18 protein-coding genes are annotated in these 20515 nt (G+C 63.7%); 2 read left to right on the forward strand and 16 right to left on the reverse strand.

The window, feature by feature from the left end; all coding sequences use genetic code 11:
• Positions 1–2: 2 nt before the first annotated feature.
• From ACQS5P_RS06720 to ACQS5P_RS06760, 9 genes are all read right to left on the reverse strand, one after another.
• Complete coding sequence (locus tag ACQS5P_RS06720; protein ID WP_428940131.1) at positions 3–1895, reverse strand: tetratricopeptide repeat protein; 1893 nt, start codon at positions 1893–1895, stop codon at positions 3–5.
• Positions 1896–1909: 14 nt separating this feature from the next.
• Entirely contained in the window at positions 1910–2755 is an 846-nt protein-coding gene (locus tag ACQS5P_RS06725; protein ID WP_428940132.1) for an amidohydrolase family protein, read from the reverse strand.
• Positions 2756–3254: 499 nt separating this feature from the next.
• Positions 3255–3866, reverse strand: coding sequence for a hypothetical protein (locus tag ACQS5P_RS06730; RefSeq protein WP_428940133.1), 612 nt, complete (start codon positions 3864–3866; stop codon positions 3255–3257).
• Positions 3863–5677, reverse strand: coding sequence for a proline--tRNA ligase (locus ACQS5P_RS06735; RefSeq protein WP_428940134.1), 1815 nt, complete (start codon positions 5675–5677; stop codon positions 3863–3865). Before ACQS5P_RS06735 ends, ACQS5P_RS06730 begins: the two co-directional genes overlap by 4 nt.
• A gap of 72 nt (positions 5678–5749) precedes the next feature.
• Positions 5750–6403, reverse strand: a complete 654-nt coding sequence (locus tag ACQS5P_RS06740; RefSeq protein ID WP_428940135.1) for a redox-sensing transcriptional repressor Rex — start codon at positions 6401–6403, stop codon at positions 5750–5752.
• Positions 6404–6563: 160 nt separating this feature from the next.
• Entirely contained in the window at positions 6564–7244 is a 681-nt protein-coding gene (gene phoU / locus ACQS5P_RS06745; protein ID WP_428940136.1) for a phosphate signaling complex protein PhoU, read from the reverse strand.
• Positions 7245–7330: 86 nt separating this feature from the next.
• Complete coding sequence (gene pstB / locus ACQS5P_RS06750) at positions 7331–8206, reverse strand: phosphate ABC transporter ATP-binding protein PstB (RefSeq protein WP_428940137.1); 876 nt, start codon at positions 8204–8206, stop codon at positions 7331–7333.
• Between the two features lie 144 nt (positions 8207–8350).
• Positions 8351–8482: a hypothetical protein gene (locus ACQS5P_RS06755; protein ID WP_428940138.1), complete on the reverse strand. Its 132-nt coding sequence runs from the start codon at positions 8480–8482 to the stop codon at positions 8351–8353.
• 213 nt (positions 8483–8695) lie between these two features.
• Positions 8696–9865 carry a hypothetical protein gene (locus ACQS5P_RS06760; protein WP_428940139.1) on the reverse strand — a complete coding sequence of 390 codons (1170 nt, stop codon included), beginning with the start codon at positions 9863–9865 and terminating at the stop codon, positions 8696–8698.
• A gap of 111 nt (positions 9866–9976) precedes the next feature.
• On the opposite strand from ACQS5P_RS06760, the gene radA reads away from it, so the two are divergent.
• A complete protein-coding gene (radA, locus tag ACQS5P_RS06765) occupies positions 9977–11410 on the forward strand; it encodes a DNA repair protein RadA (RefSeq protein ID WP_428940140.1) in 1434 nt (477 codons plus the stop codon).
• 84 nt (positions 11411–11494) lie between these two features.
• A complete protein-coding gene (locus ACQS5P_RS06770; RefSeq protein ID WP_428940141.1) occupies positions 11495–12142 on the forward strand; it encodes a DUF2238 domain-containing protein in 648 nt (215 codons plus the stop codon).
• Here the strand turns inward: ACQS5P_RS06770 and ACQS5P_RS06775 are convergent.
• The 7 genes from ACQS5P_RS06775 to ACQS5P_RS06805 all read right to left on the reverse strand — a co-directional run bounded on the left by ACQS5P_RS06775 (position 12108) and on the right by ACQS5P_RS06805 (position 20422).
• Positions 12108–12482, reverse strand: coding sequence for an STAS domain-containing protein (locus ACQS5P_RS06775; RefSeq protein ID WP_428940142.1), 375 nt, complete (start codon positions 12480–12482; stop codon positions 12108–12110). The two genes, ACQS5P_RS06770 and ACQS5P_RS06775, sit on opposite strands and share 35 nt — an antisense overlap.
• Positions 12483–12693: 211 nt before the next feature.
• A complete protein-coding gene (locus ACQS5P_RS06780) occupies positions 12694–13710 on the reverse strand; it encodes a PP2C family protein-serine/threonine phosphatase (protein ID WP_428940143.1) in 1017 nt (338 codons plus the stop codon).
• 171 nt (positions 13711–13881) lie between these two features.
• Complete coding sequence (locus ACQS5P_RS06785; RefSeq protein WP_428940144.1) at positions 13882–14331, reverse strand: CopD family protein; 450 nt, start codon at positions 14329–14331, stop codon at positions 13882–13884.
• 65 nt (positions 14332–14396) lie between these two features.
• The gene (locus tag ACQS5P_RS06790; RefSeq protein WP_428940145.1) at positions 14397–15356 is read right to left on the reverse strand and encodes a hypothetical protein; all 960 of its coding nucleotides are present in this window, start codon (positions 15354–15356) and stop codon (positions 14397–14399) included.
• 31 nt (positions 15357–15387) lie between these two features.
• The gene (locus ACQS5P_RS06795) at positions 15388–16293 is read right to left on the reverse strand and encodes a type II secretion system protein (RefSeq protein ID WP_428940146.1); all 906 of its coding nucleotides are present in this window, start codon (positions 16291–16293) and stop codon (positions 15388–15390) included.
• Complete coding sequence (locus ACQS5P_RS06800) at positions 16272–17021, reverse strand: hypothetical protein (RefSeq protein ID WP_428940147.1); 750 nt, start codon at positions 17019–17021, stop codon at positions 16272–16274. The genes ACQS5P_RS06795 and ACQS5P_RS06800 overlap by 22 nt, the downstream gene beginning before the upstream one ends.
• Positions 17022–17362: 341 nt before the next feature.
• Entirely contained in the window at positions 17363–20422 is a 3060-nt protein-coding gene (locus ACQS5P_RS06805; protein ID WP_428940148.1) for a hypothetical protein, read from the reverse strand.
• Positions 20423–20515: the final 93 nt, after the last annotated feature.

Here is a 20515-nt window from a genome sequence, read left to right on the forward strand (position 1 = left end):
GCTCAGCCCGCAGCGCCACCATGTGTACACCACTCGTGCCACATCTGTCGATAGGCCGACTCCAGATCGTCAATAAAACCGGCCACGTCGCACAGCGGCGACTGCTGCATCCGCCGCCGCAGCGAGGCGCGAATCTCCGCCAGCCGATCGAGGTTCCCGGCCAGCTCCGAAGCGATCTTCACATACTGCTCATCCGATTCGCCGATCAGGTCCGTCAGGGCGACGTTGTGCAGCAGGCTGGCGCCGACGCGCGAGACGGGTGTCCGCCCCGTGCGCGTCACCACCGGCGCGCCCATCCACAGCGCGTGGCAGCTTGTCGTCCCGCCGGCGAACGGATATGCATCAAGGATGATGTCCACCTCGTTGAAATACCGCAGGTATCCGTCGAAATCGCTCCAGCCGATCAGGTCGATCCGCGCCGCCTCCACACCCCCGGCCGCCATTGCTTCAAGAATCCGTTTCCGCGTCGGCTCATCATCCAACCCGCGCGCCTTGATCGACATTCGCGCCGAAGGCACCGCCATCAGCACCTGGCTCCACAACCGCAGCACCCGGGAAGTGATCTTGTCCAGTCGATTGGCCGAGCCGAAGGTCACGAACCCCCGCTGTCGCGCTGGCAGCGGAGCAACATCGGGACACGGCTGGGGCGGACAGTAAACCCACTGCGTCCGCGGCAGCCGCGCCAGACGCTCGCTGTTGTATGCATCGGTCAGGCCTGGCGGATCGATGTGCACATCGGTGATCCGCCAATCCACCGTGCCGAGCCCGGTGGTGCCGGCGTACCCGAGATAACTGACCTGCACCGGCGCCGGCTTGCGCGCCAACAGGCCCATGCGCTTGCCGCCGTTGCTGTGCGCCGTCAGGTCGATCAGAATGTCGATCCGCTCTTGCCGGAGCATCTCCGCCAAAATCCGATTGTTTACGCCGCGCACGTCGACCCAGTGATCGGCCAGCGATTGCAGCCGTTCGCTGGTCGCGTCCGGCGACGCCACGTCGCTGTAGCAGTAGACCTCGAAGTTCGCGCGGTTGTGATGCCGCAGGATCGGCTCGATGAAGATGGCCACCGGATGCTGGCGGAAATCCTGCGAGATGTAGGCGATTTTGAGTTTGCGATCCGGCGAGCGGTCGTTGGGGTGGGGTTGAATCTCCGAGGCCAGGGGATCGGCGTGAATGCGCGCGTATTCCAGGTGCGCGGCATACAGCGCCGCCGGGTCCTCCAGGTGATACGTCAGCAGAAACAGCAGGTTGCTGTGGGCCTTGGCCCAGTTGGGGCGAAGCCGCAGAGCCTCGCGGAAGGCGGCGACGGCCTCGTCCAGCCGTCCCTGGAGGCTCAGCGCCACGCCAAGGTTCTGGTGTGCTGCGGGGTTGCGCGGATCGATCTGAACCGCGCGGCCAAGCTGCTCGATCGCCTGACCGTGTCGGCCCTGCATGCTGAGCACGCTGCCCAGGCTCACCATCGCCGCCACGTTGCCCGGATCCATCCGCAGCACGGCCTGCCAGTGCGCGATGGCCTGCTCGGTCCGTCCGAGCATCGCCTCCACTTCGCCCAAGCCCACCCGCGCCGCAAGCAACCCGGGCTGAAGCTCCAGCGCCTTGCGATAGGCCGATTCGGCTTCCTGAAGGCTTCCGATCCGATACAGCGCATCGCCCAGGGCATAGCGCAATTCGGCCGAGCTGCGCCTCAGCGTCACGGCCTGGCGAAACACCTCCACCGCCTCGCGGCTGCGCCCGCCGGCCACAAGAACACGCCCCAGCAGAGCCAACGCGTCGGCGTCAGTAGGCTTGCTCTTCAGCGCCTGGCGACACAACGCCTCGGCCTGGGGCAATTCGCCCCGGGCCAAATGCCCGGACGCCGACTGCAACAGGAAATGCGGACTCCGCGCTTCGATGCCCATGCTGCTCTTTCACTCTACTCCAGCCCCAGCAGCCCCAGGCTCGGGCGGTGGATCAACCGCTCGATCTCATCTTCTTTCAGCCGCGGCAAACAAGTGCCCTCGAGCATGCGGTTCAGGTTGCGCAGTCCGTCGATCGTGTCGTTCACCGCCGTGAACGGATAGTCCGTGCCGAACAGTACCTTGTCCCACACACCGTACTCCTGCACCAGCATCAGCGAGTGATAGAGCTGGAATGGGCGGTAATACAGCGCCGAGATGTCCGCAAAGACATTGGGATGTTTGCGGAACACCGCGATGCACTCGCCTTCGTACGGGTGACCCAGATGCGCCATGATGATCTTGACCTCCGGGAAGCGTTTGGCCACCGGATCGATCCGCCGCGGCAGCGTGCACTCCAGCGGCGCCTGGGCTATGAAGGTCGTGCCGGTGTGCAGCAGCACCGGCAGGCGCTTCTGCGTCGCGTACCGCCACAGCGGATCAAGCCTGTGATCATCGGGAAAGAACCCGGCGTACATGGGCATGAGCTTGATCCCCCTCAATCCAAGCTCTTCGTGCCCGTCGCGCATCTCGCGCTCCCAGCCGTCCTGCGTCGGATCGACGCTCAGGAAGCCGATCAGCGTGTCGGGGTGTCGGCCGACATACTCCGCGACGTAGCGATCATCGACCCACAGGTTGCTCAGGCGCGCCTTGCCGCCGAACACGATCGTTTTAGTTTCCGGCGGACACTTGGCGCGATAGTCCTCGTAGCGTACGGTCAGGTCCACCTCCACCCCTCCCCGCGCCCGCACGGCCTGACGGCGGAAGTCCTCCCCGAAATGCCTGGGATACTCCCACGTATGGCTGTGAACATCGATAATCACGCTCGGCGACCTCGGTTGTGTGGTCCGGCCAGTGTGTTGCCCCGCGGGCATCGTGCGCGTCAACGGGCCGCCAGAGCAGCAAACCCCGGCCAGCCTGCGTCAGTATCGCGCGCCGCCACGGACGCTTCAACACAGCCGCCCGCCGCCGCGCGCAGGTTTTTCTCGTCGCGCGTCCCGACCCTGCGATTCCTCAGCGCACAGGCGGGACGCCTGACGTTTATACACATTTCTGGAAGCCCTCGCTTTTTAGGCAGCAGAGTGAACAGGCGTCGCGCCCGTGCTGAGCGGCATGATGAATAGCCCGGAGATCAGACTTTCGAACTCGAGTGCACCCTGCATGGCCGGGACGGCGATGCCACAATTGCCTCGTCTCCGCTTTCATCGCAGGCACTTGGGAGTCTGAGCGAAAACGCGGGTGGTCCGAGATGTGTATAAACGACAGGCGGGGACGCCCGTGATACAGAATGGCATTCGGCCGCAGACAACGGTACGCCAGCCATCACGTGCTCTTCAGATGCTGCTGGAGCATGCTTTCCAACGCATGCGCGCTGACCCCACGCGGTGCCAGGAAACGAATGCGAGCAGATTTCACAGCGATCGTGCCTTTCAGCCCTGGCAGCGATGGTAGGTCCGCACGCGGGCGAATCCTAAGCTCCAGCAGCCGTCGCAGCGTCAGGCTCAGACCGATCGTGTGGATCGACACGTGAATCTGGCTGGAGTTCCAACTGCGAATCGTCGAGTCCGGTTCCGACATCAAAGGGTGATAGATGAACAGCTTGTCCTGCTGGACCGCAACTACAATGCGAGATAGCTTTTGTTGTTGAAGGCTCCTGATCAGCTCTCGTACCAGGGCCGCGCTCATCCCCGCACAGAAAAGCAATGCAGCCACAAGACCCACAACGAACATCCACGGCCAGCGCCAAATCCACCGCGCGACATAGTGAATGCCCAGCGCGCTTGCTCCACCCGCCGCCAGCAGACCGATCACAATCTGAACGACCTGCGACCAGCGCTGGGGCGGATCCAGCTCGATTCGAAACGTGCAATCAACGTCCCGGAAAGGATCTTGCAGAGGAGGGAGATACTCCAGGCTGATCGGTCGCTTGCTCATTGTCGAGACAGAATCGCAGGCTCAGCGACTTCGGCCAGCGCCTCTCGAACCGCATGTACAGCTTCGGACAGGGCGATTTCTCGCGGCGCCGGATCGCGCCGCAGCTTCATCTCGACGCTTCCCCGCGCAAGTCCTCGCTGCCCGACATTCACCCGCAGCGGAAACCCGATCAGATCCGCATCGGCGAACTTGACCCCGGGGCGGACGTCCGGACGGTCGTCCAGAATCGTATCGATGCCGGCGGCGGTCAGGTCGGCCAAGAGCCTGTCGGCGACGGCTTTCGATTCGCCTTCGTAACGAATCGGCGTGATGACCACACTGAACGGCGCCAGCGCCGCCGGCCAGACGATTCCGTGCTGGTCGTACGACGATTCGATCGCCGCAACCAGCAGCCGGCACAGGTCGATGCCGCAGCAGCCCATGAGGATCGGGCGAGCCTGCCCGCGCTCGTCGAGAAATCGCGCCCCCAGCGCCTCGGAATACCGGGTCCCGACATTCAGTACATGGCCGAGCCTGATCCCCCTGACCAGCCGCAACACGCCGCCGTCGTTCATCGGCGACGGGTCGCCATCCACGGCGTTGCGGATGTCGGCGACAACGACTTTCCGCGGGTCGGCGAGCTTATCCCCGCACTCGCGGAACCAGTTGAAGTGGGCAACGTGATAATCAACCTCATTGGCGCCGGTAACCCAGAAGCCGCCCTGCGCGGCATCCGGATCGATCAGCACGACCGCATCGGGATTGCCGAAGGCTGCGTCAGGGCCCGCAAAACCGATCGCCCAGGTCGCGCGGACCTGCGGCGTGTCTTCCAGCACGATGCGCTCGATATGGAAATGCTGGCGCGCGGCGCGGATCAGCTTTGATTCGTTCACGTCATGGTCCCCCCGCACCACCGCCACCAGCCACTTCGGCGAGGCCAGCGATTCCGGCCGGCCAACTTCCACCATCGGCTCGGCGCGGAACACCAGCGTCTTGAGCATGTTCTGCGCTCGGACCTTCATGAAATCGGCGACAGCGTCGATGCCGGGCAGGCCCGGCGTGTGCACCTTGGTCAGCTCGCCCGTGGGCTGGCCGGAAAAATCGTGCGGGCGCTGGCCCGTCGCGGCGCGCTGGAGGCTGGCGGCGTAGTTGCCCCTGTCGCTGGTGACAAACAGATCCTGCCCGACGTCGCAGGCAACGACCAACTCGATGCTCGGCTTCCCGCCGATCGGTGCGGGTTCGGCCTCGATCGCGATCGCGCGGATACCGCATCGCTGGAGAATGCGTTCGCAGGCGTGGCGGAAGTTGTCACACGTTTCGTCCAGGCTCTGCTGTGTCGCGTGAAAGCCGTAGGCATCCATCATGAGAAACTCGCGCACACCCAGCAGCCCCAGGCGCGGACGCTCCTCATCGCGGAATTGCGTGCCGATCTGGTACAACGTCAGCGGAAGCTGCCGATAGCTGCGAACGTATGCCGCGACAAGCTCGCTGATCAGCTCGTCGTGCGCCGGTCCCAGCAGCATCGCCCGGCCGTGGCGGTCCTTCACGCGGAACAGGCTCTGCCCGCATGTGGCCTCTCGCCCCGACTGCCGCCACAGTTCCGCCGGCTGAAGCGCCGGCAGCAGCACTTCCGCCGCGCCGATGGCGCTGATCTGCTCTCGCACGATGGCGGCGGCCTTGTGCAGGCTGCGAAGCCCCAGCGGCAGGAAGTCGAAGATGCCCGCGGCGACCTGCCGGATCAAACCCGCGCGCAGCATCAGCACATGGCTTGGCACCGTCGCGTCAGCCGGCGCTTCCTTGCTGGTGGGGATGAGCGTGCGGGTCCAGAGCATTGCGGATGGTGGATTGGAGATCGTGGATTGTCGAAACTCGTTTTCTGTCGATCCGCAATCCGCAAGCTCACCTCAGGTGGTCTGGCTCATCTGCTGCACATTCACCTGAAAGGAGAGCTGTTCGAGCGAGACGGCCAGATCGACGGCATTGAGCGCCACGTGAGGCGGAAGCTGAAGCGAAACGGGAGCGAAATTGAGCAGTCCGCGGATCCCCGCGGCCACAAGCTGATCGGCCACTTCCTGCGCCACCTCCGCCGGCACCGCCAGAATCGCCAGCTTGATCCCGTGTTTGCGGATCGTCTCTTCCAGTTCGCTCAATGGCTGGATCGTGAAGCTCCCCAGCTTCTTGCCCACCTTGTTCGGATCGTTGTCGAAGACGGCGCAGAGGTTGAAGCCCTTGGCATTGAAGCCGCGGTAGGCCATCAGCGCCCGCCCGAGGTTGCCGGCCCCGACGAGCAGAACGTTCCAGGTTTTGTCTGTGCCCAGGATGTGCCGTAGCTGGGCGATCAGGTCATCCACGCGATATCCGATGCCCGGATGCCCGAACTGCCCGAAATACGCCAGATCCTTGCGCACCTGTGCGTCGGTCAGCCCCAGGCTCTCGCCGAGCTGTTTGCTGGAGATCGTGCGGCGGTCCTTGCGTTTGAAGGCTTCGAGCTGGCGCAGATAGAGGCTGAGCCTCCTGACGGCAGGGTTGGGGATCAGCTCGGGGCGCAGATGCTCCATCCGCGGGCAATTATCAGGCGAGGCAAAAGCCCGTCAAGCCAAAAGGCGCCCATCCAGGTACCGTCGCTGCGGGCACTTTCGCTCTCGACTTTCGTTTTCGACTTTCGTTTCGCCTGGCCGCAATGGCCTGCGTCGAGATGCCGATCGCGTTCATCGCAGCTTAGGCCGAGTGCTGATGTCGCACGATCCGCCCGGAGTGAACGTAGATTACGTCCTCGGCGATGTTGGTGCAGTGATCGGCGATCCGCTCCAGGTTCTTGGCGATCATGATGTGCGACAGGTCGCGGTCGGGACGATGCGAGTGCCCGGCCATCACCGCGAGCATCTCCTGCACAAACTGCTGGTAAAGCGCATCGACCACATCGTCGCCCCGCAGCACGCGCCTGGCCAACTGCTCATCGCCCAGATTGAAAGCCTGAATCGTGTCGCGCAGGGTCGCGATCACGCTGTTGGCCATGACGCGCAGGTCCTGCGGCGGCTCGTAGCGCCCGGTCTGGTCCGGCTCGCCATCAAGCTGTCGCAGAAACTGCACACGCTGGGCGATGTTGACGGCGCAGTCGGCGATGCGCTCGAAATCGCTGTTGACCTTGATGATCGTGGTTATCAGCCGCAGGTCCCCCGCCGCCGGCTGATACAACGCCAGCAGATCGATCGCCTGTTTCTCGATCCGCACTTCCTCTTCGTCGATGTCATTGTCGGCGGCGATGACCTGGCGCTGCAATTTCTCGTCGAGCGTGAAGACCGCTTCCACCGCCTGTTCCACGGACTGCTGCACCATGGCGGTCATGCGCGCCACCCGGCCCTTAAGCTGTTCCAGAAGGTCGATGAAATGATGGGACATAGGCCACAGGATCTGATCAACTATCGGTTCGGACGCGCGGGCCGATCAACAGTCGCAACTGAGCAGGCAAAGTCGAGCGCCAGGCTCTATCCGAACCTCCCGGTGATGTAATCCTCCGTGCGCTTGTGCGCCGGAGACGTGAAGATGGTAGCAGTGCGGTCGTACTCGACCAGCGCGCCCATGTAGAAAAAGGCGGTGAAATCGCTGACCCGAGCCGCCTGCTGCATGTTGTGCGTCACAATCACGATCGTGACCGATTGCTTGAGCTGGCCGATCAGGTCTTCGATTTTGGCGGTGGCGATGGGATCCAGCGCGCTGGCCGGCTCATCCATCAGCAGCACGCGCGGTCTGGTGGCCAGCGCGCGGGCGATGCACAGCCTCTGCTGCTGTCCGCCGGACAGTCCCGTCGCCGCGGCCTTCAGCCGATCCTTGACTTCATCCCAGAGGGCGGCCTTTCGCAGGCAGTCTTCGACGATCGCGTCCAGGTCCGCGCGTCTGCGGATGCCCTGCAATCGCGGGGCAAAGGCGATGTTCTCGTAAATGCTGCGGGGAAAAGGATTGGGCTTCTGGAAGACCAATCCCACTTTTCGCCGCAGCGCCACCGGATCGATTCGCGGGCCGTAGATGTCGTGCCCACCGACGAGAATCTGCCCGCTCACCCGACAGCCGGGAATCAGGTCATTCAGCCGGTTGATCGATCGCAGGAAGCTGCTCTTGCCACAGCCGCTGGGTCCGATCAGGGCCACGACGCTGTTGCCCGGGATCGCCAGCGAAATCGAGCGGACGGCCTGGAACTGACCGTAGAAGACGCTGACGTTTCGGGCATGGATCAGCGGTGGCGGTTCTGACAGACCGCTGGCGGGAATCGAGGCGTTGGCCGCCTGGCCCCGTGCCCCGGGCAGAACCTGCGACGAAGCGGCGCGATCTCCAGGGGGTGGATCGATCAACTCAGCCACGCTCATGGTGCCACCGACCAGGGCAACGTCTTGTGCCCTGCCGGGTTGAGCTTAGGGCCGCCGCGACCCGGATCAAGCGCGTTAACAGAACATTAACAAACCCCGCCAAAGATAGGATCGCACAGATACAAACCGCAGCACCGGACCTCGCTACCGCAGACTGACCAGCCCCGCAGCCAGGGCAAAGGCCGCTGCAAAGAAAAGACCCAGCTCTGCCACCGTCGAACAGATCCCCACGATTCGCGTGGACAGGAACCTGCTGGAGATGAGCCTGGCCTGCATGAGACAACCTCCGTCAGACAACGTACATCCCGGCGAGTTGTTGACGTCCTATCCCATCGTCCGGCGCGTGCCTGCGCCTTTGAGGAAAACTACGAAACGGACGCAACCGCGGCAAAAGCATCTGCCGGCCGCAACATCCATGACATCCTGCGCGGGCAGGCAGGCCCCACAGGTCCATAACCGCGATACGAGCAGGTCCGATAACCGGTTCGGTTATCGGCCGAAGATCGACTTGACAATATCCAGCACGAACAGGCCGACGATCATCGCCTCGAGAATGAGCATCCAGCGGTTGGTCTGATCGGCGCGCAGAAGCTGATACAGGTCGTCCAGGGTCTTGAGCTTCTCATCGATGGTGCGATGCCAGTCGGGAAGGTGAAAACGCTGGCTGAGGCCCTGGTAGATCCGGGCCAGGTGCCAGTCGCCAAAGAACTTGGTGATGTTGGACAGCTCGTCGCTGAGCCGCGCCAGGTCGATGCGGATTTCCCGCAGCTCGCGCTGCACCGGGCCGGTGTTCAGCCGCCAGAAACGGCTGGCGGCGGCCATGTCCCGGTAGCTGCGCTCCACCGCATCGTCCAGAATCCTGTCATACGCCTCCAGTTCGGCAAGCTGGAGGTTGGCCAGTTCCATGATGTACAGCACCTCGTCGAAGTACTTCGGCTCATCGACGATCACCGCCGCGTCCCAGTCGATGATCACGATGTCGTTCTCGTAGTAGCTGTAGTACTTGCCGCTGGATTCCTCGGCTTCCTGCCAGGACAGACATGACGGGTCGCGCTCCTCGGTCAGCAGGCCGGCAATGGCCCGGCGATTGGCCTGCATCCACTGCTCGGCGCCGATGACCGTCCCATCCTCCGCCCGCAGCGGCCCGTTGATGCAGAAGACCGTGTAGGCCTCCTCCTCCCCAAGCTGCTGGACCGGGCGAACGTAATACCCGGCCAGTTCGCGCCGCACGTGTTCGGCCAGATCGCGAACCTCATCGTACAGCCAGACCCCATCACTGAACCGCAGATCGTGATAATCGACCAGATCCTCCATCCGTTCGACCTCGAAGGGCACGCGAACGGTGATGCTGATCGCTCCGACCGGCAGCAGCTTGACCGTCCGCTCCAGACGCAGCGGCCCGTGCGGACCAAACCGCTCCAACGGAGGCAGGCGAACCATCTGCGGGCGGTAAAAGAACAACTGCCTTGGCGAACGCTTGCTGGCATCGACCACGAACTGCGCCACCGGCTGACCCAGCAACTCCTTCACCGGCGCGCGGACCATCTCATAGGCCACGTCGAAGGCGTAGATGTACACGATCTGCCCCCGCAGGGGCTTGACCTGCGCCGACACACGCTCCAGCGCCTGCCGCGGCAATTTTCCGGTCGATGTGGTCATTACGCTGAGCCGAATCGCTCGCTCACGCTTGTAACACGTCGCCCGTCTGCTCGGCAAGGGCCACAGATTTGAATACAAATTCGACTTCTGTTAGGTATAATCCGTTCGCCCATGCCCAAAACCCCGCGCCTCCAGTTCCTGTGCAACCATTGTGGCAGCATACACCCCAAGTGGTTGGGCAAATGCCCCGATTGCGGCACATGGGATAGTCTGGAACAGTTCCAGGCCCCCGCGCCCGATCCCAGAAAACCCGCCCTTCGCGGCGCAGCTCCCGGATCGCTCGATGACGCCACCGCCGACCTCATCCACGGCGCCCAGGCGCTGAGCCTGCCCGAAATACAGCTCGATGACTCCCCCCGCACGCCCACCGGCATCGGCGAGTTCGACCGGATCCTGGGCGGCGGAATCGTCCCCGGCAGCGCTGTGCTGGTCGGCGGTGAACCGGGAATCGGGAAATCGACCCTGCTTCTTCAAATCGCACATGAGCTTGCCTCTGCAAACCGCTCGCACGGGCGCGATGCCCGCGAGACGCTCAAAGTCCTTTACGTCACCAGCGAAGAGTCCGCTCGGCAGACCAAACTCCGCGCGGCCCGACTCGGCATTGACTCGGCCAGCCTGCTCATCCTCGCCGAGACCAACGTCGAACGCATCATCGGGCAGATCAACAAGCACCGCCCGTCGGTCGTTGTCATCGATTCGATCCAGATGATCTACAAACCCGACCTGCCCGCGGCTCCGGGATCGGTGACTCAGCTTCGCGACTGCTGCATGGACCTGGTCTACCTGGCCAAGACAAGCGGAATCGCCGTCATTTTCGTTGGTCATGTGACCAAGGCCGGCACGCTCGCGGGGCCGAAGATCATCGAACACATCGTCGATACGGTCGTCTACTTCGAAGGCGACCGCTTCCACACCCATCGGGTGGTGCGATGCGTCAAGAATCGCTTCGGCTCGACGCACGAGGTCGGACTCTTCGAAATGACCGGACAGGGTTTGCGGGAAGTGCCCGACCCGGGGAATCTGTTTGTCGAGCAGTACGGCCCGGAGGGTCCGCCCACTGGAAGCGTGCTGACCGCGGCAATCCAGGGCAGCCGCGTGCTGCTGATCGAGGTGCAGGCGCTGACCGCCTCCAGCGTCATCGGCGCGGCCAGGCGCAAGGTCAGTGGCGTCAGCGCTGATCGCGTCGGGATGATCATCGCCGTTCTGGAAAAGCGCGCCGAGCTGCGCCTGGCGGCCGACGATGTCTTCGTCAACGTCGCCGGTGGAGTGAAAGTCGTCGAGCCGGCGATCGATCTGGCCATCGCCCTGGCGATCGCCTCGGCCCACACCAATCGCCCCCTGCCCCCCGGAACATTTGCCGTCGGCGAACTGGGTCTTGGCGGGGAAATCCGCTCCGTGCCGCAGCTCGAGCTGCGCCTGCGCGAGGCCGCTCGCCTCGGCGTCACCCACGCCATCATCCCCCAACTCGGCGGAAACATCCCGCCTCTGGGTGGCATGGCTCTGCACGAAATCCGCCGACTCTCGCAGGCTCTGGCCGAGCTGTGATCCAAAGCCGCCGGCCAGACGGGCCCCCGCATCCGCCGGCTTCCGGTCCATCCTTCATCTTCTTGCCCTCGGTCCTCTCAGGCCATGTTCCGCGCTGCCGTGCTGCGGCAGCTCGGCTACATTCCGTGCATGCCGTACCTGCTGATCGCAATCTTCTCCAGCCTCGCGGTCATCGTCATCAGCCTTCTGGCGCGCGTCCCCACCTATCGCGTCTCGCCGGTGTTCCTGGTGCCGCTGATATGGCTGCCTTACTGGATCCGTCGGCCAATCCACCTGCATCCGCTGCACTATGCTCTGCTGTGCAGCGCCATCCTGCTTCACGAACTGGGCGCCTTCGGGTTCTATCAGCGATGGGCGATGCCGTTCTCCTTCGACATCGTCGTGCACTTCTGGTTCGCCTTCGCTGCCACGCTCATCGCGCGCCGGGCGATTCGCCGCACGTTGCCGCTGGGTCGCTGGCAGACGGGTCTGGCTGCACTGCTGCTGGTCATGGGTGGCGGCGCGCTGCATGAAGTGATCGAATACGGCTCGTACCTGCTGCTCGGCGAAGAAAAGGGAATGCTCAAGCCCTCCAGCAGCTACAGCTTCGACACGCAGCGTGATCTGCTCAGCAATCTGGTGGGCGCGCTCGTGGCTCTGATGCTGATCAGTGTGTGGAAGCGGACTGCACGGCGCGCCGCGCGTCCGAAGGCGACGGTTACAACCGCGGTAGAACTGAATCGAGCCGACTGATCTCGAACAGCCTCGCCGCCCGGTCGCGCAGGCCGGCGATCCGCAGATCGCGCCCCAGCCGCAGCAGTTCCCGCCGCAGCAGCACCAGCCGCGCAAAGGCACTGGTGGTGGCCTCGTCCACACGGCTCATGTCGATGACGATCAGGCGGGCCCGGCGCGCCGCCGCCAGTGCCGTCTGCGAAACCCGCATCGCCTCCGCATGCGCAAAGCGGTGAACCTGACCCGAATCGGTCGAAGGCAAGCTCGCCGTACGATTCAAATCGCTGCTGACGGATACGGCCGCCGCTTCGATCCGCGACGGCGCTCTTGCGACGGTGGTGGCGTTGTCTCCAGCAAACATGGCGCGCAGCCCCTGTGACAGAGGCGTACGAAAACAGACCCTGCGCACAATGCGCCTGGCTGGCCCGCGAGGTTCCGGCGGGTCTGGCGCCCGCCGGCACGGGCTTCGACTGGGCTGAATGCGAATAATGTACCACCGCTTTGGATCGCCGCGGCTTGTGTTTCGATTTTGCCCGCCGCCGCCGATCGGTTCGCCGAAGCGAATGAATCGTTTATGCTGTCGGTACCGGCGGATCGCTTTGCGCGGGTCGGTTTCTTGCCGACCAGGCGCGATTCAGCCGCCGCAGCACCGCCCCGCCAAGATTCGCCAGACTCACTTCCGGCCAGGGCGGCGGCGGAGCACTGCCGGATGGCGCCAGCGCCTTCAATAAACCGCCAAGAACCCGCAACGGCGCAAGAATCTTCTGAGGCAGTCGAACCACCTTGCCCTGTCCGTTCGGTCGGAACAGCAAGATTGTCACATCATCGTTGGACAGATTGCCCTCGTGCAACGACGCGATGTCATGCAGCAGTCTCCTGACCAGCAGCGATGCGTCCACCGCCTCGAACCGCGCCACCAACTCCAGCAGTCCCGCCGATCCGAGCATCTGCCCGTCGGCGCCGCGCGACTCGATCAGGGCGTCGGTGTAACACAACACCAGGTCCCCCGTCTCCAGCTTCACCCCGAACTGCGACCAGTCGGAAACGACCTGATCGACCCCCAGCGGAATGTTGCCCGCCTCGCTGCCGCGCTCGCGCAGCAAAGACCAGGTGCGCGTGCGGGCGCGATACAGCAGCGGCGGCGGATGGCCGGCCAGGCACAGCGTCAGGTCGCTGGTCGGGGCAAAGAAGGTGGAAACAACGGCGGTGGCAAAACTGCCCGCGTCCGACAGAAGCGCAAAACGCCAGTTCATCGCCCGCACCAGCGCCGTCTGATCGATGTAGTTCACGTAGCGTTGCATCAATCGGCGAAGCGCCTGCGCGGTCTGGGCTACGACGGCGCCGTGGCCGCTGACGTCGGCCAGCAGCAGACGCGTGATTCGCCCGGTGGCGCAGGACGAAACGTAGTGCACGTCGCCGCCGGCTCCGGCGTCGCCGAAGGGCCGGCTGTAAATCCAGGCATCCAGCCCGGGCATGACCACGGCGCTGTCCACCGGCTCATTGCCGCCCCAGATCTCCATGCACTGCATGTGTCGCACCGCCACCGGATCACCAGCCGTTAACCGCCCGGGCTGACTCGCGATGTTCATGCTCCGATCGTAGGTAGCGCCGCAAGAAAAAACGGAAAAATCCGCTGGCGGCTGATGCGTCGGCGGCGCACGGTCCGCGAGGCCACGTTCGCCGCCTGCGAAACGGCAGCCGCCCGGAAGTTTGCCTGGGCAGTGTGCCTGGCAAAGCCGGCATCTTCCCCTGATCACATATCAGAAAAACAGCCAGCCCGTCCGAAATGAGACGCCGGCGGCGACGAACAGCACCGACAACACCGTCACCGGGATGATGTGCCAGGCCAGAGCCGTCAGGTTCCGCTCGGACAACTTGGGGATGATTCTCAGCCGCGCGTCGGCCGCCAGAATCACCGTCAGCAGCAGAAGCGTCAGCTTCAAGAAGATTGGACGCGACAGCGGATTGTCCGCCAGTGCCAGCCACTGGGTGATGTCCGGGACCATGCGATACGCCAGCCACAATCCTGTTGCCACCTGAAGCAGCAAAGCGGGGATGCCGATGCGTTCGTAGCCTGACTCGAACCGGCGCAGTTCCTCAGGGGATCTGTTTTTGATCGCCCTGGGCAGAACCACCAGCGCCAGGACCAGATGCCCGCCGGTCCACACCGTCGCACCCAACACATGCAGCAGCAGAATGATTCCGTACATCTGAATAAGGGGTCGGGAGTCTTTTCCCGGCGCCCCGAAAATACTCCCGACCCCTTCTGCTTCTGTTACTCCTTGAAGCATTCTATGGCCGATTGTTCGATCCATTCAGTCATGTTCGCGTGTGGGCAGAACCCTCGACCGTCGGCGACGTAGCTCAGTCCCTGGAGCACTTTCTTATAGGGCCCGAAGCCCGCAACGCGGAAGGGTATGACGATCACCCGGCCACCGTCGCGGCTTTGTCGCTCGACAAACTCACGGATGCGTTTTTCGGCCTCGGTGCGTTTCTCCGGCCAATCCTCGCGGAGCGTCTCACAACGCACCTCGCGGAAAGAACCGATCGCGCTGATGCCAGCGATTCTCAGACGCATCATCTCCAGCCAGCGCTGGTTTTCAGCGTCGGACTCGGGGCCGTGCGCCAGAATCAACACGCTCTCGCGTGCCGGGTCGCGGCTGAGAGCGGCGACACGCTCGACGAGAATCTGCTCGATCAGAGGCGACTCGCTCACGCCCCGTCGGCTGATTGCGACATGCACCCTGGGACGAATGGGCTGCGGCGGCTCCATGTCATGCCCGCCGGACCCGTGCTCCGAGTCCTGGTGCGATGCATGTCCGGCATCGTGATATGACGCATGGCTCTGATGCGATGCATGCGACTGCGCATGTGAGTGCGAATCCGATTGCGGCAGATGATCGCGCATCCCCAGGATGTACTCAGTCTCAGGCAGGAAGCTGTCGGCGGAGATAAACATCCGCACCACGGCAATGCGCTGCACGCCCTGCTTTTCCAGGCGTTCCACTGCCGCTCGGATCGCGGAAGTGCGCGCCATCCCATAGGCGATCTCGAGCGGGTATTTGTCGCGCAGCGGCTGCACCGTCGCCTCCACGTCCCGGTTCCAGTCGGCGTTGCCACCGTGGGCCATGACCACGATGCCGATCCTGGGATCCTGTCGGGGCTCTGCCGCAGGCGCACTGCTAACCCAAAGCAGCATCCCGAGCACCACAAGCAAGTTTCGAACGCGATTCATGATGATACTCTCCTTTGCTTTTTGTCTCGTGCTATTGAGCCATGCTTCTGCCGGCCACAAAGTCGTAGTCCGGGCGATCCGCCCGATTGGCCCACAAACGCATGTCCCCCAGTTCCACCGGCAGCAACGACTCCACGTGCCCGTCAAAGAATCCGACTGCCGCCCGATCCGAAAAGCGACCCTGGGGCAGCCCGCTGATCATGCTGCTGGTGAGGACAAACCGCCCGTTGACGACCTTCCAGCGTTGCCCGGCGGCGCGCGGAGGCGTGACAAAGTGCAGTCCCGTCTGCGGATCGCCGCCCGGACCGTTGCGCATCTGGCTTTCCGCGAACACGATCAGTTGCGAGGGACGTCGAACCTCCCCAGCCCGGAACACGACGTGTTTGCCGACATTCGGTTGGTCGCCCGATGCTCCGACGAAACCCTCGAACACACCCGCATGCCCGCCGAGGTAGACACTGTTGATCCCGAACGTTGGATTCAGGCTCAGGGCATAAGCCTTTGTCATCGCGACATCGGGCGGATCCCCGGGCTGCGGTTGAGGCGGTGTCTGCCCGTGCATGTGCAGGATGCGCCAAAGGTTCGACACGTACGGCGCCAGCCGCCAGGGATAGCGGTCGGCGATCGGCATCCCGAACACCTGGCCCGAGACCGGATCTGTGACGGTCACGGGCACACCGTCCACCGTCGGCGGCGTGTAGCCGAAAAGCACCGCGCCGCGGTTCTCCAATTGATACTGTGTGTACCCGGCAAGCATCTCGCGAAGCCCGCACAGCAGTTGCACGTGTTTGGCGCATCGCCGCGCCCTGGCCAGCACCGGCAGCAAAACACCCATCAGCACGCCCAGGACGCCGATCACCACCAGCAATTCCACAAGCGTGAAACCGAACCACGCATTGACAGAGGGACTGCGGTTCATTGATCGCTGTCGGAGCATGGCTGCCCTCCCTGGTTGGACCGCCCTGGCGTCATCGGACTTCTGCGAGCCAGCAGCAGACCAACGACGCCGGCAACAGCCGCCCACATCGAAGGCTCAGGCACACGAACCGCATGCGTGTCCACCGCGATCTGATCCAAACTCGCTGACTCCGCGCCCCAGCCCCAGTCCAACTGGAAACTCACGCCATCGTGCGACGCCGTAAAGGTCCAGGCGTGCTCGATCTTGAATCCGCCGAACCCGCCGAGGGCGGTTCGCGACAGCTCCGTGTAGCTGTAGCCGGGCAGGCTGATCACCGGCACGCCATCCAACCACAGCTCGGTGGCGTCGATCGGCGCGCCCTGCGAGATCACCTGCACCAGAAAACGGGTTTCATGATCGGATAGTGCGTATCCGGGCACGGTGACTCGCGGCTTGATTACGCCGGTAGGCGAATAGATGTTTCCGCCACTGGTGAGGAACGAACCGCTGACGGAGGCGGCCGCGTCGAACGCGTTGGCTGTGCCATTGGGGTTGATCTCCGCCACGTCCGGAGCATTAGGCCCGGTGGTGGAGGTAAAACTGTTCCAGTGCTGATAGGTCGTGCGGTCTGCAATCGCCTGAGCGTCGCTGCTCGGGCGCGGCCAGGGTGGCACGACCAGCGCCGCCGGCGCCACAGCGCAAAGCATCAGCCCGATGCCAACAGCAGGATAGATGACGATACTGAGTAAGTTGTTGCGAGGCATCATGTCAGACTCCTTTGCCAACGGACCACGGACCACAAGCGACCACGGACCATCGCATGAATGTGCGACGCAGACCGCGGCCGCGATCTCCGAAAAACGGACCAAGACAGACGGTGACGACAGGTGGGGGTAAGTCGTTGCGGCCGCTGGGGGCACGCGGGTATGATGCCGCGCGTGCGACGACCCTCACCGGTTGTCGCCGACCACCGGGCGGTCAGCAGACTTTCGCAGAGGCTCTGACCGCCCGGGCTTGTATCAGATGCAGATGAGACTCAATCTCAACTAGTTTCCAGAATATCAGAGCTCGCACTCTTGTCAAGTCCGACCTGACGATTTCACCAGAATCACCGCCCGCCAGTGCCAAGCCCTGCCAGATCGCACACAACTTCGATCCGACCGGACATGCCACTCAGATCGATGTCGCCCGTTTTCGGGTCGAACGCCGCGCAAGGCTGGCCGTTAAGCGATACAGACCTCAGCCCGCGATTCTGCGGGTCGCGCACGCGCAGCAGGCAACGCGCCGGCGGCTGGTGCAGGGCAAGCTCCAGCGACGCGTTGATCCGCCCGCTGGCGACGCGGGACTCGTACCAAAGGCTCACGCGCCCGAACGGAGTGTGCATGTCGCGGATCCCCACGTGCTGGCCGTCGGCCAACCAGGCGCGGGGCATCGCCCGGCCAAAGTAAAGGCTTTCATCATCGTAATGCACCAGAAGATGCCGCAGCCACACCAGCGAATTGGCCTGGTCGCTGGTCTTGAAGTGCGCGTTGTTCGAGTAACCCAACTGCGGCATCGGATGCTCGACCATCGCGCCAATCTGCTCGCGATAACAGGCCGCAAAGGCGTTGAAGAACATCCAGATCGCGATCTGCGGCTCATCGCGATCCAGGTGCGGCATCAGCCCGGCGAGCAGGTTTGGCTGAATCGAAAACCCGGCACGGCAGAACCAGTCGCCACTGAAATCCGGGATGGCGTATCCGAACGGCGGCGAGGGGTAGCGGTTGTCCTGGTAGTCGTCGAGGATCCACGACGCCTGCTGGCTTGTCGGCGAATACAGCCCGGAGATCAGCAGGTAGACCGCGCCTTCGAGCGTTTCGCGAATCCACCCAATGTCGCGGCCACGACAGTAGAGCCGGCTGGGATAGTGCGGCACCCATCGCCCATCGCGCAGGCGCACCACCGGCGAGTGTTTGCGATTGATCTCGAAACCGCGGATCAGATCCCGTCGATACGCTTCGGCTTCGCGCAGCAGTCGCGGCGCCTCGTGATGATCGATCTTCGCCAGCGCCGCCGCGGCGTGCGCCACGCCCCGCCACGTGAGACTGTTGGTGCTCAGCCAGTAGTAGAAGTCGGTGGCGTCTTCCAGACTTCCGGCGGGCAGAAAGCCGCGCTCCCAGCCGCGCGAGTGCGGCAGCGGCTGCATGGTGTTCTTCCGCTGCCGAAAGACCCAGTCGCAGCCGGCGATCATCGAGTCGGCCACACTTCGCAACCACGCCTGATCGCGCGTGAACAGGTAATGCTCCGCCAGGCACCACAACACCCACCCGTGGTGCTGGTTGTAGGCGCCGCGCTCGAAGCCCGCGGCGCCGTAGTACATGCCCTTGTAGTCGGTGAAATTCCCGGGCTGCGGCGCGGTACCCTGGTACTTGATCCACAATTCCAATCGTTTGCGGGCCTCGTCGAACAGGCCGCGCTCGTGCAGGTCGTGGATGATCATGCACGACTCGTTGGAGAAGTTGCCGTAGGTGCTGGTTCCCACCGACGTGTTGATCAGCCCGGAGCCATCGGGCATGAGCAGGTCGGTCTGGGCGACGTGCATGAGATGCGAGAGATGCAGCTCATTCAGCCGCGGCTCGGGCACAACCACCTGCGCGCCGCGGGCGCAGTGCCTTGCCCAGAATTCGTTGGCCTCGGTCAGGGAGGCGTCGAAGTCGAGCTGTTTCAGGGTCTGCAACTCGTGTGGCTGATCGACGGCGACGTAGGGAACCTTCAGCAGAAGCTGGCACGATTGTCCGGGCAACAATTGCTGGTGGAACTGAACCGCATCCTGCGCCGCCGAGGCGGTCATCGTGCTCTGATACATGCACCGAAGGACTGACTCCCCCTGCAGCGTGCTGGCGATGATGCCGTCGGTGGCGATCAGCGGATCAAGCCTGCTTCGCGGCACCAGATGGTCGTCTTCGGTGCTGGATTTCGGGTCTCGCGGATTGCGCGAACGCGCCGAGTCGGAGGAATACCGAACCGACAGCCGCGCCGGCGCAGGAGTCTGACCCATGTTGGTGAAAGTGAAGCGAACCATCGCCACCACCGTATCATCGTGCGACAGGATCGCATCGAACGGCTTGCCGAGCGGCGCCGCGAAGGCCTTCTGCTCGACGACGACCTGCCCCAGCCGCGCGCGCAGGTTGTGCGCCGGACTGGGCGCCGGATCCACGTGGCGCGCCGTGATGATCCACCGATCCAGACCAAAGAACATCCGCCCCAGCCCGGTATTGCGGAATCGCGGATTCGGCCGGGCGGGCGGATCGACCACCGGCCAGCGCTCCATCACCAGATCGCCGTTGATCTCCAGCCGAAATCGCTGCGGATGAAGCGGACAAGCCAGGATGTAGCTGACGGCATGCGGATTCGGCTGGCCGTTGAGCGCGCCAGCCAGCGACTGTTCCTGCGCCGCCAGCACCCGCTGGTTGATCGTCTGCTGTCCGCGGAACCTGGCTCGATACTCGTCGAAGCTGGTTGGATCTTCCGATCGTCGCAGATACACGCCAAGCGGCTCGAACCAGATCGGTCCGAGCTGGTAGAGGCTGGAGAGCGAGACCGTAAACGCCTGATCGTCATCGAGCGTGAACGTGACATGTCCGTCATCGCCGCTGTAGCGATGGGCCGGCAGCATATGCCGAACCGTCAGGTCAAACCAGCGCGTCGAGGCGCAGTCGAGCCTGTCCACAGTGGTCGTGGCGTTGTAGGTCGAGATACCGATGAAGCGTGCGGGGGTATGTCGGCCCCGGTCCAGCTCGATGCGAAGCGTGCTGGTGGTTGGTGGCGAGTCGGTGAACACGCGGATTTGGCGGACGGGGTTTGCCTGCGGCCCGTCCAGCCGAAAGGCCAGTGCCCGCCGAAACGTCACCGGATAATCAGCCGTCTCGGGCATCTCGGCGTGCAGAGGCTGGAAGCTGACCGCAACGGTGTCCGCCGCCAGCAACTCGCGGCGGATCGCGGCGCGCTGCCATTGGAGGTTGAACCAATCATCGCTGGGCGCCCATCCGAACGAGCAGGGGTTTTCCAGATCCCGGCTGCCGGCTTCCAGGCGCGTCCGCGGCCACTTGTGCCGGCCATACCACAGCTCGATGCGCTCTGCTTCCGCCCGATCCAGTGGCCGGGCGAACTGAATGATCAGCAGTTTCACATCACGAGGCTCTTCAAATCGAATCTGATTTGCGGGAGGATCAGGAAGGGCAAACGGTGCGATGTCAAAGCCCAAGTCAGGACCATCGTTCAT

Source organism: Fontivita pretiosa (genome assembly GCF_050410795.1).
In the GTDB taxonomy this organism is placed as follows: domain Bacteria; phylum Planctomycetota; class Phycisphaerae; order Tepidisphaerales; family Tepidisphaeraceae; genus Fontivita; species Fontivita pretiosa.

What these genes read in the sequence shown, in the direction of transcription:
- ACQS5P_RS06720 (WP_428940131.1), bottom strand. Translation starts at nt 1,895, where the DNA reads ATGGGCATCGAAGCGCGGAGTCCGCATTTCCTGTTGCAGTCGGCGTCC.
- ACQS5P_RS06730 (WP_428940133.1), bottom strand. Translation starts at nt 3,866, where the DNA reads ATGAGCAAGCGACCGATCAGCCTGGAGTATCTCCCTCCTCTGCAAGAT.
- ACQS5P_RS06735 (WP_428940134.1), bottom strand. Translation starts at nt 5,677, where the DNA reads ATGCTCTGGACCCGCACGCTCATCCCCACCAGCAAGGAAGCGCCGGCT.
- ACQS5P_RS06740 (WP_428940135.1), bottom strand. Translation starts at nt 6,403, where the DNA reads ATGGAGCATCTGCGCCCCGAGCTGATCCCCAACCCTGCCGTCAGGAGG.
- phoU (WP_428940136.1), bottom strand. Translation starts at nt 7,244, where the DNA reads ATGTCCCATCATTTCATCGACCTTCTGGAACAGCTTAAGGGCCGGGTG.
- pstB (WP_428940137.1), bottom strand. Translation starts at nt 8,206, where the DNA reads ATGAGCGTGGCTGAGTTGATCGATCCACCCCCTGGAGATCGCGCCGCT.
- ACQS5P_RS06755 (WP_428940138.1), bottom strand. Translation starts at nt 8,482, where the DNA reads ATGCAGGCCAGGCTCATCTCCAGCAGGTTCCTGTCCACGCGAATCGTG.
- ACQS5P_RS06760 (WP_428940139.1), bottom strand. Translation starts at nt 9,865, where the DNA reads ATGACCACATCGACCGGAAAATTGCCGCGGCAGGCGCTGGAGCGTGTG.
- radA (WP_428940140.1), top strand. Translation starts at nt 9,977, where the DNA reads ATGCCCAAAACCCCGCGCCTCCAGTTCCTGTGCAACCATTGTGGCAGC.
- ACQS5P_RS06770 (WP_428940141.1), top strand. Translation starts at nt 11,495, where the DNA reads ATGTTCCGCGCTGCCGTGCTGCGGCAGCTCGGCTACATTCCGTGCATG.
- ACQS5P_RS06775 (WP_428940142.1), bottom strand. Translation starts at nt 12,482, where the DNA reads ATGTTTGCTGGAGACAACGCCACCACCGTCGCAAGAGCGCCGTCGCGG.
- ACQS5P_RS06780 (WP_428940143.1), bottom strand. Translation starts at nt 13,710, where the DNA reads ATGAACATCGCGAGTCAGCCCGGGCGGTTAACGGCTGGTGATCCGGTG.
- ACQS5P_RS06785 (WP_428940144.1), bottom strand. Translation starts at nt 14,331, where the DNA reads ATGTACGGAATCATTCTGCTGCTGCATGTGTTGGGTGCGACGGTGTGG.
- ACQS5P_RS06790 (WP_428940145.1), bottom strand. Translation starts at nt 15,356, where the DNA reads ATGAATCGCGTTCGAAACTTGCTTGTGGTGCTCGGGATGCTGCTTTGG.
- ACQS5P_RS06795 (WP_428940146.1), bottom strand. Translation starts at nt 16,293, where the DNA reads ATGCTCCGACAGCGATCAATGAACCGCAGTCCCTCTGTCAATGCGTGG.
- ACQS5P_RS06800 (WP_428940147.1), bottom strand. Translation starts at nt 17,021, where the DNA reads ATGATGCCTCGCAACAACTTACTCAGTATCGTCATCTATCCTGCTGTT.